Origin of the sequence: Pseudomonas sp. NPDC007930 (assembly GCF_042958985.1) — a bacterium.
Lineage (GTDB): Bacteria > Pseudomonadota > Gammaproteobacteria > Pseudomonadales > Pseudomonadaceae > Aquipseudomonas.
Map to the genome: position 1 here is coordinate 48,576 of NZ_JBIBKC010000017.1, position 12,279 is coordinate 60,854.

Annotated in this window: 11 protein-coding genes; 3 read left to right on the forward strand and 8 right to left on the reverse strand. The window is 66.2% G+C overall.

Annotated features, from left to right (window positions below):
- Nucleotides 1-98 precede the first annotated feature (98 nt).
- Nucleotides 99-1,028, reverse strand: a complete 930-nt coding sequence (locus ACFZCE_RS23545; RefSeq protein WP_390942947.1) for a dihydrodipicolinate synthase family protein — start codon at nucleotides 1,026-1,028, stop codon at nucleotides 99-101.
- A gap of 174 nt (nucleotides 1,029-1,202) precedes the next feature.
- Here ACFZCE_RS23545 and ACFZCE_RS23550 point away from each other — a divergent pair, with 174 nt between their 5' ends.
- The 3 genes from ACFZCE_RS23550 (at nucleotide 1,203) to ACFZCE_RS23560 (ending at nucleotide 4,313) form a co-directional block, all read left to right on the forward strand.
- On the forward strand, nucleotides 1,203-2,168 hold the full coding sequence (locus ACFZCE_RS23550) for a GntR family transcriptional regulator (protein WP_390942948.1): 966 nt from the start codon (nucleotides 1,203-1,205) through the stop codon (nucleotides 2,166-2,168).
- A 31-nt stretch (nucleotides 2,169-2,199) separates the two neighbouring features.
- Nucleotides 2,200-2,985, forward strand: a complete 786-nt coding sequence (locus ACFZCE_RS23555; RefSeq protein WP_390942949.1) for an SDR family oxidoreductase — start codon at nucleotides 2,200-2,202, stop codon at nucleotides 2,983-2,985.
- A 122-nt stretch (nucleotides 2,986-3,107) separates the two neighbouring features.
- A complete protein-coding gene (locus ACFZCE_RS23560) occupies nucleotides 3,108-4,313 on the forward strand; it encodes an aminotransferase class I/II-fold pyridoxal phosphate-dependent enzyme (protein ID WP_390942950.1) in 1,206 nt (401 codons plus the stop codon).
- 665 nt (nucleotides 4,314-4,978) lie between these two features.
- On the opposite strand, the gene ACFZCE_RS23565 is transcribed toward ACFZCE_RS23560, so the two are convergent.
- The 7 genes from ACFZCE_RS23565 to ACFZCE_RS23595 all read right to left on the reverse strand — a co-directional run bounded on the left by ACFZCE_RS23565 (nucleotide 4,979) and on the right by ACFZCE_RS23595 (nucleotide 12,235).
- Nucleotides 4,979-6,151 carry a M24 family metallopeptidase gene (locus ACFZCE_RS23565; protein ID WP_390942951.1) on the reverse strand — a complete coding sequence of 391 codons (1,173 nt, stop codon included), beginning with the start codon at nucleotides 6,149-6,151 and terminating at the stop codon, nucleotides 4,979-4,981.
- Between the two features lies 1 nt (nucleotide 6,152).
- The gene (locus ACFZCE_RS23570; protein WP_390942952.1) at nucleotides 6,153-7,253 is read right to left on the reverse strand and encodes an enolase C-terminal domain-like protein; all 1,101 of its coding nucleotides are present in this window, start codon (nucleotides 7,251-7,253) and stop codon (nucleotides 6,153-6,155) included.
- Nucleotides 7,250-8,419, reverse strand: coding sequence for an ArgE/DapE family deacylase (locus ACFZCE_RS23575; protein WP_390942953.1), 1,170 nt, complete (start codon nucleotides 8,417-8,419; stop codon nucleotides 7,250-7,252). Before ACFZCE_RS23575 ends, ACFZCE_RS23570 begins: the two co-directional genes overlap by 4 nt.
- Nucleotides 8,420-8,428: 9 nt before the next feature.
- The gene (locus ACFZCE_RS23580; protein WP_390942954.1) at nucleotides 8,429-9,190 is read right to left on the reverse strand and encodes an ATP-binding cassette domain-containing protein; all 762 of its coding nucleotides are present in this window, start codon (nucleotides 9,188-9,190) and stop codon (nucleotides 8,429-8,431) included.
- Between the two features lie 6 nt (nucleotides 9,191-9,196).
- Nucleotides 9,197-9,922, reverse strand: coding sequence for an ABC transporter permease subunit (locus tag ACFZCE_RS23585; RefSeq protein WP_390942955.1), 726 nt, complete (start codon nucleotides 9,920-9,922; stop codon nucleotides 9,197-9,199).
- A 69-nt stretch (nucleotides 9,923-9,991) separates the two neighbouring features.
- Nucleotides 9,992-10,819 carry a transporter substrate-binding domain-containing protein gene (locus ACFZCE_RS23590; RefSeq protein ID WP_390942956.1) on the reverse strand — a complete coding sequence of 276 codons (828 nt, stop codon included), beginning with the start codon at nucleotides 10,817-10,819 and terminating at the stop codon, nucleotides 9,992-9,994.
- 213 nt (nucleotides 10,820-11,032) lie between these two features.
- Nucleotides 11,033-12,235 carry a gamma-glutamyl-gamma-aminobutyrate hydrolase family protein gene (locus ACFZCE_RS23595; RefSeq protein ID WP_390942957.1) on the reverse strand — a complete coding sequence of 401 codons (1,203 nt, stop codon included), beginning with the start codon at nucleotides 12,233-12,235 and terminating at the stop codon, nucleotides 11,033-11,035.
- Nucleotides 12,236-12,279: the final 44 nt, after the last annotated feature.

Consider the following 12,279-nt stretch of genomic DNA (forward strand, 5'->3'; position numbering starts at 1 on the left):
GGCCTCCCACCAGATTTGTGTTGGATCGTAAATCAAATACTTACACAGACCTGGTGGGAGGCCGGCTGTGCCGGGCGAAGGGCCCTGAAACCTGGCGATTAGTGAGCAGCCGCAGGGGCCATGCCCGCCAACGGCTCAGCCACCAAGGCCGCCAGTGCCGTGGCCACTTCGGCCAGTGCCGCGCCCTCGAGGTCCAGCAGCGGCTGGCGGACCGAGCCGCCCTTGAACCCGCGCAGGTTCATGATCGCCTTGGTGGTTTGCGGCTGGCCATGCTTGCGCGCCAGCTCACGCAACGGGAACCACAGCGCGTGCAGGCGGGTGGCGGTTTTCGCGTCGCCGCGCTCCAGCGCCCGGTAGGTCGCCAGGATCAGCTCCGGCAGGGCGCCGCTGTTGGTCGAGCTGATCCCGTCGAAACCGGCCATCATCGGCCCGGCGAACACCAGGTCGGAGGCGCAGAACAGCTTCAGCTGGCCACCCAGGGTGTGGGCGATGCGGTCGATCACCGTGGGCGTCAGGTCACCTTGCTTGAGCCCGACCACGCCGCTGATCCGCGCCAGGCGCTCGATCACCGGCACCGACAGGGTGATGCCGATGCCCGGTGCGTTGTAGATCAGAATCCCGGTTTTCGACAGCGGCGCGACCTGTTCGAAAAAGCTGACGATCTGCCCATCGGTGATCTCCGACACGAACGGCGGGGTGACCATCGGCAGGCCGCCGAGGTCGCCAGCCAGTTGCGTCAGCTCGCGCACGGTGCGCGCATCCGAGCCGGCGGTGCAGAGCATCACCGGTACGCGGTCGCCGACGATCGCCATCACCCGGCGGAACAGCTCGGCGCGCTCCTCGCAGGTCATCACCGCGAACTCGCCGTAGGTGCCGCCGATCAGCAAGCCGTCGTAGCCCAGGCCGATGACCCGCTCGATGTTTTCTTCCAGTGCCGGAAAGTCGAATTCACCCGTGGCGGTGAACGGCGTGACGGTGATGTTGAACAGGCCTTTAAGGCGGCTACGGGTTTCTTCAATCGACTGCATCGGGAACTCCAGGGAAGGTAAGCGTGCGGTCGATATTGTATTATCTGGCATCATATGTACAATGAAAATTCTTCGGGGCCAAGCTCAACGCCCCGCGTGGGCAAAATGTGCGAGGGCGCTACCCGGGGCTTTGCTACGATAAAGCCCCTTTTTCAGGCTTGAGGTTCATCTTCCATGGTTCCTTCAACGGGTCAGAACAGCCGGCGCTTGGCTAACCAGATCCTCGATGTGGTGCGCAAGGCGCGGTTCGAGCCCGGGCACCACCTGCGTGAGCAGCAATTGGCCGACCTGCTGGGCGTGTCGCGCACGCCGGTGCGCCATGCCCTCACGCTGCTGACCGAAGAAGGCATCGTCGAGCGCCGGCCGCACCAGGGGTTCTTTTTGCTCAAGGCCTTCGACACCCTGCAGCGGGTCGAGCTGGCGGTGCCGCAAAGCCTGGATTCGTCGCTGTACGAGCGGCTGGTCAACGACCGCCTGGCCGGGCTGATCGGCAACTCCCTGACCCAGACCGAAATCGCCAAGCGCTACGACGTCGACCGCGTCACCCTGACCAAAACCCTCACGCGGATGGCCGAAGACGGCCTGTTGATCCGCAACAAGGGCCACGGCTGGAGCTTCATGCCCACGCTGGATAACGACGAAGCGTTGCGCAACGGTTACCAGTTCCGCCTGATGGTCGAGCCGGCGAACTTCCTCACCGCGCAATTCAAGCCCGATAAAGCCGCCCTCGAACGCTCGCGCCTGCAGCATCTGTACCTGGCCAGCCATTCCGATTCGGCGGCGGTGAGCAATGCCCAGTTGTTCGAAACCGATGCGGCGTTCCATGAAATGTTCGCCGAGTTCGGCGGCAACGGTTTCATCCTGCAAGCGATTCAGCAACAGAACCGGCTGCGCAAGCTGCTGGAGTTCGCCGGCTACGCTAACCGCCGGCGGGTGCGCGACTGGTGCGGCGAGCACCTGCAGATCATCGACGCGGTGGCCGAGGGCGACTATCAACTGGCCAGCGAGCTGATGCGCAAGCACCTGAGCCACGCCGACAGCGCCGCGCAACCGGGCAAGAAACCCCAGGCCAAGGCCCCCGGCAGCCGCCGCAAGGCGCCGCCGCAGGGCCAGGCCCCGGCTATTTCAGGTAGCCCCTGACGGGCTGCTGTTTTTCAGTGGAGACGTAACGATGGACATGGGCTTACAAGGCAAGCGCGCACTGGTTTTGGGGGCGAGCCGCGGTTTGGGGCTGGCGATCGCGCACAGCCTGGCGGCGGAAGGGGCCAGCGTGACCCTGTGCGGGCGCAACCGCGAAGCCTTGCAGCAGGCCGTGGCCGGGCTTCGCGCCCAAGGCGCCGAGGCTGACAGCCTCGAACTCGACCTGGCCAACCCGGCCCAGCGCGGCGCGGCGGTGCAGGCACTGCTCGCCGATGGGCGCGGCTACGACATCCTCGTCAACAACGGCGGTGGCCCAGCGCCTGGCGCGGTCGCGGCGGTCGCCGCCGAGCAGTGGCACAGCGCCTTCGACACGATGGTGGCGGCGCTGTTCGAGGTCACCGCGCAGGTGCTGCCGGGCATGCGTGCCCGCGGCTGGGGCCGGGTGATCAACATCGTGTCGTCGGGGGTGGTGCAGCCGATCCCCAACCTGGGCGTGTCGAACACCTTGCGCGCGAGCCTCATCGGTTGGGGCAAAACCCTGGCCGCCGAAGTCGCCGGCGACGGCGTGACGGTCAACGCGGTGGTCCCCGGGCGTATCGGCACTGCCCGTGTCGGTGAACTGGATGCCGCCGCCGCCCAGCGCAGTGGCACTAGCGTCGAAGCGGTCGCCGCGGCCTCGCGCGGGACCATCCCCATGGGCCGTTACGGCGAGCCCCGTGAATTCGCCGACGCTGTGTGCTTCCTGGCCAGCGCCCGCGCCAGCTACATCACCGGCTCCACGTTGCGCGTGGATGGCGGGTTGATTCGCAGCGTCTGAGGTTGTTCACCCTTAACTGACCCCCGAGTACGTTCGCCAGCCGGCCGAGCGTGGCGGATTTTCGATCATCATTGCTCTTTATGTATCAATAAGGGCAATTGTTAAAAGGCATACCGACCGTTATGTTCACACCCGTATTAGCACAGCGCATGGGGCGGGTCAGGCCGTCGCCCACCGCGGAAATTTCCGACAAGGTCCGCGCGCTGACCCAGCAAGGGCACCTGGTGATCAACCTCGGCGAGGGCGAGTTGGACTTCGCCACCCCGGCGCACATTTGCGCCGCTGGCATCGCCGCCATCGAGGCCGGGCACACCAAGTACACCGCCGTGGCCGGCACCGCGCGCCTGAAGCAGGCGATCATCGACAAGTTCCAACGCGAGAACAGCCTGAGCTTCACGCCCCAGCAGGTGATCGCCGGCTGCGGGGCGAAGCAGCTGATTTTCAACGCCTTGCTGGCCACGGTGCAGGCGGGTGATGAGGTGATCATCGCGGCGCCTTACTGGGTGTCTTACCCCGACATGGTCGCGCTCGCCGAGGGCACCCCGCGCATCGTCGAGTGCCATGAACGCGATGGCTGGAAACTGCGCCCCGAGGCCTTGGAAGCGGCGATCACCCCGAACACCCGCTGGGTGCTGCTGAACTCGCCGAACAACCCCACCGGGGCGGTGTACAGCGACAGCGAGTTGCGCGCGCTGGCCGAGGTGCTGCTGCGCCACGAACACGTACTGGTACTCGCCGACGACATCTACGAGCACACCCGCTTTGGCCAGGCCTTCCATACCCCGGGGCAGGTCGAGCCACGCTTGCTGCCGCGCCTGCTGACGGTCAATGGATTGTCCAAGGCGTTTTCCATGACCGGTTGGCGCATCGGTTACGCCGCCGGCCCGCAGTGGCTGATCGACGCCCTGCAGGTGCTGCAATCGCAAAGCACCTCGAACCCCTCGTCGATCTCCCAGGCCGCGGCGGTGGTGGCGCTCGACGAAGGCACCGGGTTCATCGAACAGTGGATCAGCACCCTGGCGGCACGCCGCGACCGGGTGTTGAGCAGCGTGCGGCGCATCGCCGGGCTGGCCTGCGCCAACCCCGAAGGGGCGTTTTACCTGTTCGTAAACTGTACCGGGCTGTTGGGTAAACGCACCCCGGACGGGGCGCTGATCGACAGCGACCTGGCGTTGGCCGGTTACCTGCTCGAGGCCGCCAAGGTCGGCACGGTGCACGGTTCCGCGTTCGGCACCCCGGGTTATTTGCGTATCGCTTACGCCGTGGATGATGCACTGCTGGACCAAGCCTGCAGCCGCATTGAAGAAGCCTGCGCGCGGTTGCGCTGATTTTTCGCACGGCTTCAGGGCCCATCGCCCGGCACAGCCGGAGTGCCGGACCACGGCCTCCCACCAGATTTGTGTAAGTGCTTGATTTACGAGGCAACACAAAACCCGTGGGAGGCCGGCTGTGCCGGGCGAAGGGCCAGTCAGGCCATGCGCTCGTTAAAACCACTGGGGGACATCACGGCTTCTCACCTTCAATTAGCGCTCTGGTTGCTTAAGGCAAATTCAGGGATTCATGAAGGGGATCAGTCTGTGAGCTCTGCGGATTTTGTGCATGAGCTTCAGGGCCCATCGCCCGGCACAGCCGGCCTCCCACCAGATTTGTGTAAGTGCTTGATTTACGAGGCAACACAAAACCCGTGGGAGGCCGTGGTCCGGCACTCCGGCTGTGCCGGGCGAAGGGCCAGTCAGGCCATGCACTCGTTAAAACCACCGGGGGAAATTACGGCTTTTCACCTTCAATTAGCGCGCTGATTGCTTAAAGCAATTTCAGGGATTCATGAAGGGGATCAATCTGTGAGCTCTGCGGGTTTTGTGCATGAGCTTCAGGGCCTATCGCCCGGCACAGCCGGCCTCCCACCAAGTCTGCGTTGTCCTTGATTTTCGAGACAATACAAATCTGGTGGGAGGCCGGCTGTGCCGGGCGAAGGGCCCTTGAGCCCGTTACCTCAGGCCAGGTGCAGCGGGCGTTCGAGGGTGCCGAGCACGCGGTAGCCGGTTTCGGTGATCACCACCGTTTCACTCACGCCCACGGTGAACTCGCCGTACACCCGCAGCGCCGGCGGGATGTGGAAGCTCATGCCCGGCTGCAGCAGGGTTTTCACGCCGCTGTACAGGCTAAGGATTGCCCCTTCGCCCCAGTCCGGGGCAAACGACACACCCACTGAATAACCGGTGCGCTTCTTGAACGCCTCGGTGTAGCCGGCTTTGTCGATCACCGCCTGGCAGGCGAAGTGTGCGTTTTCACAGGGCTCACCCGGGCGCAAGGCCTCGAGGGCGGCCTGCAGGGCTTCCTGGCAGGCTTTTTCCATGTCGACGGCGGCTTGCGGCGGCTTGCCGAGCCAGGCCGAACGCATCAGCGCGGCGTGGTAGCGGTCGTGGCTGGCGGCCATTTCCAGGAAGGCCGGTTCGCCCTCGTTGAGCACGCGGCGGCGCCAGGTGCCGTGGGGGATGCCGCTGCGCGGGCCGCTGGAGACCAACGGCTCCATGCCCATGTACTCGGAGCCGGCAGCGATCGAGGCCTGCAGCATCGCCGCGACCAGGTCGTTTTCACTGGCACCGGCGCGCACCGCGGCCATGCCGGCGCGCATGCCGGCATCCACATAGCGCGCGGCGTGTTCGAGCTTTTCGATTTCGGCGGCGGATTTCACCGCGCGCAATTGCTCAACCAGCCCGGCGCCGTCATGGATCGCGCCCAGGCGCGCCTGCAAGGCTTCGTACACGGCAATCGGCAGGAACCAACCGCGCTTGTCGATGGCGATACGGCGCTGGCTCCAGCCTTTGCCTTCGATGGCGGCGACCAGGAAGGTCACCGGGTCATCGCCGTCGAGGTACACCTGGGCATCGCTGATGTAGGTGTTGGCGATGAAGTTGAAGTATTCCAGCTGGCGGATAATGAACAGCGGTTCGCCGTCCACCGGCAGCACCAGCGCCTGGAAGGTGTAGTAGCCAGGGGTTTGCTGGCCGGTGAGGTAGAAGATGTTCTCCGGGCCGGTGACGATCATCACGTCGATGCCGGCCTGTTGCAGGTGGCCGCGGGCACGGCGCTGGCGCTCGGCGTATTCCTCAGGGGGGAAGGCCGACTCGGCGCCTTGGCGCAGCGAAGGGGGGAGGGCAGGCATGCTAGAAACTCCGGATCAGTTGGGTGGCTGAAAGGTCAAGGGTCACGCCCAGGCCGGGCACCGCCGGCAGTTGCGCGTGGCCCTGGGTGTACTCCACGGGGCTCGCCGGGTCGTCGCGCAGGCCATCGGCACCGTACAACTCGGCGAACCTGGGCGTGCTTGCGCAGGCCAGGTGCAGCGCTGCCGCGGTGGCGGCGGCGCCTTCGTTCATTTGCCCGACCATGCAGGTTACGCCGGCCTGGCGCAGTTGCCGCAGCGCCGCCAGGCTGGGGGCCAGGCCGCCGAGCTTGACCAGCTTGACGTGGGCCCACAGCGCGCCGCCGAGGGCGCACAGGCGCTCGATGTCGGCGGCCGAGGCCAGGCTTTCGTCGAGCATCAGCGGCATCGGCGCGCGCGCCGCCAACTGCTCGAGCGCCGGCCAGTCGCCGGCGCCGATGGGTTGTTCGACATAGGCCAGGTTGAACCGCGCCAGTTGCTCGAGGCGGTAGGGCGCCTCGCCAACGCCCCACTGGCCGTTGACGTCGACCGCCAGGCTGAGCTGCTCGCCAAAGCGCTCGCGCAGGGCGCCGAGGCGCTGCAGGTCGGCGGCAAAGTCGGCCACGCCAATGCGCACCTTGAGGTCGTGAAAGCCGCGGGCCACATAGCCCTCGGCCTGCGCGATGAACTGCTCGAACGGCGACCAGAACAGCGTCTGGTTGGTCGCGTGGCGCACCTGCGTGGCGCAGCCCGGGGCCAGCAGTTGCGCCAGCGGCACGCCGGCGCGCTGCGCCAGCAGGTCGTGCAAGGCGCAGTCGATCAGGTTGCGCACCGGCGCGATGATCGGCGCCGCCCAACCGGCCATGCTGGCCAGCAGTTGGGCCGGGTCTTCGCGCCAGTCGATGGCCGCCAGCGCCTGCTCGGCGCGGGCGATCACCTCGGCCGGGGCGTAGCCATTGAGGTAGGCGATGTTGGCCCGCACTTCGCCGACGGCCTGGTACTGGCCGTCGTCCAGGCACAGGTACAGCGCGTGCAGGCCGGCGACGCTGCCCGAGGCCGCGGTGTGCAACTGCACGCCGTTGCCGTAGTGCAGGGTCGCCGCGCGCAGGCTGGCGCGCAGGCTCATGGCGCGGCCTTGGGCAACATGCGCAGGGCGATGTCGCGGTAGATCAACGCCGCGGCGATGAACTCGTCGATCGGCACGAACTCATCCGGCTTGTGCGCCACCGCCAGGGTGCCGGGGCCGATCACTGTGCCGGTGGTGCCCAGGCTGCGAAAATGCACCAGGTCACAGCCGCCCTGGAAGCCGAACGGCCCAGCGTTGCCGTGGTTGTGCTCACGGCAGGCGGCAAGGCTGGCCTGCACGATCGGCTCCGCGAGCGCGGTTTCAGTGGCGCCGCCGGTGGTGGGCTTGTATTCCAGCACCTCGGCGCGCACGCCAAAGCGCTCGTTGGCCAGGGCCAGCAGTTGGTCGATCTCGGCTTTCACCGCGGCTTCGTCTTCGCCGGGCACCATGCGCCGGTCGAGCAGCAGGTCGCAGGCGCCTGGCAGCACGTTATCGGCGTGGCCGCCGTGGATGCGGGTCACGGTCAGGCTGGCTTCCCCCACCAGCGCATGGCAATGGCACTTCACCTCGCTGTGGTGGTGTTCCTCAATCAGCCCCAGCAGTTGCCCGGCACGGTAGATGGCGTTCTCGCCCAGGTGCGGGGTGCCGGAGTGCGCGGTCACGCCGTGCACGCGCACCAGCGGCCGCAGGCTGCCCTTGTGCGCGGTGTAGGCGCAATTGGAGGTGGGTTCGCCGATCACCGCGAAGTCGATGTGCGGCGGCTGGTGGGCCACGTAGTGCTTGGCGCCTTCGCTGGCGATTTCTTCGTCGGCGGTGAAGATCAGCATCAGCGTGCCGGCCCACTGCTCGCGCGCCGCGAGCAGCAGCCGCGAGGCTTCGATCATCGCCACCATCGGCCCCTTGGCGTCGCAGCTGCCACGGCCGTACAGCTTGCCGTCGGCTTCATGCAGCACGAAGGGGTCGGTCTGCCAACCCTCGCCGGCCGGCACGGTGTCGATGTGGGTGTTGAAGGCAAAGGTCGGCCCCGGGCCGTTGGCCAGGGTGGCGATCACGTTGACCCGGCCGGGTTTGTATTCCGACAACGACAGGTCGAAGCCCTCGGCCTGCAGCAGCTCGCGCAGGAACTGCGCCGCCTCCAGCTCATGGCCGGGCGGGTTCTCGGTGTTGATCGCCACCAGGGCGGCGAGGTCGTGTTTCATCCGGGCGAAGTCCGGTTGGGTGTGCATGGCAGCCTCTCAATGCAGGATCTGGTCGAGGAAATGGCGCGTGCGCGGGTTCACCGCGCCGCCGAAGAAGTCGGTTTTGCTGGCGTTTTCGATGATTTCGCCGGCCTCCATGAACACGATCCGGTCGGCCGCGCGGCGGGCGAAGCCCATCTCGTGGGTCACCACCAGGCTGGTCATGCCCTCGGCGGAGAGGTCGGCCATCACGTCGACCACTTCGCGGATCATCTCGGGGTCCAGCGCCGAGGTGGGCTCGTCGTAGAGCATCACTTTGGGCTTCATCGCCAGCGCGCGGGCGATCGCCACGCGTTGCTGCTGGCCGCCGGAAATTTCATCCGGGTAGGCATCGGCTTTTTCCGGAATGCGCACCTTGCCCAGCAGCTCCAGCGCCAGGTCGTGGGCGTCGGCGCGGCTCATGCCGAGCACCTTGATCGGCGCCAGCATGATGTTTTCGATCACCGACAGGTGGGCGAACAGCTCGAAGTTCTGGAACACCATGCCGATGTCGCGGCGCAGCAGGTGCACGTTGCGTTTATCGAAATCAACGCGCTTGCCTTCGAAGAACAGGTCGCCGCCATCGGCCGGCTCGAGCTGGTTCACGCAGCGCAGCAGGGTCGACTTGCCCGAGCCGGACGGGCCGATGATGACCACGGTCTCGCCACTGTTAACGTTCAGCGAGCAGTTTTTCAGCACCTGGAAGGGGCCGTAGTGTTTGTCCAGGCCGATCAGTTCGAGCAGCGGCCGGGTGGGTTTGGTCGGGGTGTTCATGGCCATGGCCTCCTAGCGAACGGTGGTGCCGCGCGCGGTGCCCAGCACTCGCTCGGTCAGGGTCGGGGCGTTGCCCTTGCGGCGGCGCTTGGGGTCGAGCTTGCGTTCGATCCAGGCTTGCACGCCCATGAACAGCGTGGTCAGCACCAGGTAATAGATACCGGCGGCGGTCAGCGCTTCGAAGTAACGGAAGTTGGAGCTGGCGGTCTGGTTGGCCACCAGCATCAGTTCCTCGACGGCGACCACCGACACCAGCGCGCTGAGCTTGAGCATGCCGACCATCTGGTTGCCCATCGGCGGCAGGATCATCCGCGCGGCCTGGGGCACCACGATATGGCGCATCACCCCGAACGGCTTCATGCCCAGCGCCAGCCCGGCCACGCGCTGGCCGCGCTTCACCGCCTGCAGGCCGGAGCGGATGATCTCGGCCATGTACGCGCCTTCGTTGAGCGACAGCGCCAGCACCGCGCTGACGATCGCCGACAGGCGAATGCCGAAGGTCGGCAGCACGTTGTAGATGAAGATGATCTGGAACAGCACCGGGGTGCCGCGGAACAGCCACAGGTAGACCAGCGTCACGGCGTTGCCCAGGCGCGTGCGCGACTCTTGCAGCAAGGCGATGACCAGGCCCACCAGGACCCCAAAAAACAACGAGTAGAGGGTGATCTCCAGGGTGATCAACGCACCGTGGAAGAACGCCGGTGAAATCAGATACTGCCACACGAGCTCGAATGACATTGTGCCTCCTGAAATGCGGGAGCCGGCCTGGCGGTGCTGCTGGGCAGCGCCGCGCCAGGCCGATCGGGGTCAGTCAAACAGCGAAACGCTCTTTGGGAATTTCCAGGTATCGATCAGCTTCTGGTAGGTGCCATCGGCGACGATTTCCTTCAGTGCCGCTTCGATGGCGGCATGGGTGGCGCTGTTGCCCTTGGCCACGGCCAGGCCGATCTGGGTGCTGGATTCGAACTCCGGGCCCACGGTCTTGAACACGCCTGGCACTTCGGCCATCAACTGCACCACCCCGGGGGTGGAATCGAAGAACGCATCGGCGCGGCCCTGGCGCAGGCTCAGCACCGAGGCCTGGGCGGTGGGCAGGGTTTGCACCTTGACCGCGGCCAGGCCTTCAGCCTTGCAGCGTTCGTCGTCCTGGCGGGCGTAGGTTTCTTCGATGCCGCCCAGGGTCACGGCGATGGTCTTGCCGCACAGGCTGTTGTCACGCCCGGTAATGCCGGCCGGGTTGTCCTTGGCCACCACCACCTGGTTGCCGATCCGCAGGTAGGGCACGAAGTCGACCTGGCTGGCGCGTTGCGGGTTGATGTACATCGCCGAGTTGATCACATCCAGGCGCTTGCCTTGCAGCGCCGGGATCAGCCCCTGGAACTCCATGTTCATCGGTGTGGGCTTGAGCGCGAGCTTTTCGCTCAAGGCGGCGATCAGGTCAATGTCGAAGCCGGTGAGCTTGCCATTGGCCTGGAACTCGAAGGGCGCGAAGGTGGCCGCGGTGCCGTAGGTCAGGGTGCCGGGGGTGACCAGTTCGGCGCTGCCAATCGACGCCGCGCCAGCGTTGCCGGCAAGCAGGAAAGCAGCAGCGCAGAGCGCTGGAAGGCGTTTGCTGAATCGGGTTTTGCGGTTCATGCGCTTCTCCAGGTATTTGATTGCACTAAATGACTCATCTAGTACAAATATTTCACGACCCAAAATAAAGCCTCATCGAGGGCGAGTGCCCTTGGATGGGGCGTTATTCGGTGGTGTTAGGCGTTCAAACGGCGGCTACTGTGGCACCAAATCGATGCTGAGGGTTATGGAGCAATATCCATTCCAAGTATTAGTTGCTATCTATTGTGCAATCTATACAGGGTGTTGCGAGGCTGCCCGAGGGCGCTGTTTGACCGCTTCGACGAACGCGCGGATCAACGGGTGCGGGCTGCCGGGCCGCGAGCCTTGCTCGGGGTGGCCCTGCATGCCGCGATAGAACGGCTGCGCCGGCACGTCGATGGCGTCGGCGATCAGCCCGCTGGCATCGGTTGCGGTGATCCGCAAGCCACCCTCGAGCAGTGCCGGGTGCAACTGGGGGTTCAGGTAGTAGCGGTGGTTGCAGCGCAGCCGCGGTGCCGCCCCCAGCAGCTCGGCCAGGTGTGGGTCTGCCACCCGCAGGCTGCGCTCGCCCAGGCGATGCGCCGGCAGCGGCGCGCTGCCGGCCATGGCCACGAAGCTTTTCAGCTCGGCGCTGGCGTCCACTTCTTCGAGGTTGGCCGGCAGGCCCAGTGACTGCGCGAACGCCGTGGCCATGCTTTGCATGCCCAGGCACAGGCCTAGGATCGGCAAGCGCTGGGCCAGGGCGTAATGGGCCGCGCGTAGTTGCCCGGCGACGTTGGCCATATCCGAGCCACCGGGCAGGACGATACCGTCGATGCCGGCCAGCTCGCTGAGCGCGAAGTGCTGCGCGCCGAGGCACTTGACCGCGACCTCGCCGCCGCAGGCGTCGATCGCGTCGCCCAGGGCCGCCAGCGCGGCGGGGTACACCGCCAGGTGTTCATGCGGGGTGCCGATCAACGCCAGGGTAAAGGCCGCCGGCCCAGCGCTGGGCAGCGGCGCGCGGGCCAGGCGGCCGAAGCGGTCGCGCTGCCAGCGGCCGAATTGCGCGGCGCCCGGGTCTTGCTCAAGGTGCAGCTCGCCATTGGCCTGTTCCGCCACCGTGAGGTGGTGCAGCGTAACGCCGTGCTGCGCCGCCAGTTGGCTGAGCGGGCTGGCTGCGGTGATACCGGGGTGGTTGGCCAGCACCACGGGCTGCCGGGCGGCCAGGGCCAGCACCTGTTCCAGGCTTTGCGGCGCGCCAATGGGCAAGCCGCTGAGGCGTTCGTACCAGGCCAGGCCACTGGGCAGCAGGTGGCCGCAGGCACTGACCCACTGCGCCGCGTCGGCATCCACCCAGGCCGCAGCCGGGCAGGGCAGGTGGCACAGCGGCTGTTGCAGGGTGTGCGCCACCACCGCCGCCATCGCGCCGAACAGCGCGGGTTGAGGGGTGGCGTGGGTAACAACGGTCAGGGCCATGAGTGCACCAAAGGCTGTGGATTGGTTTTGTTGTATCAGAAAAA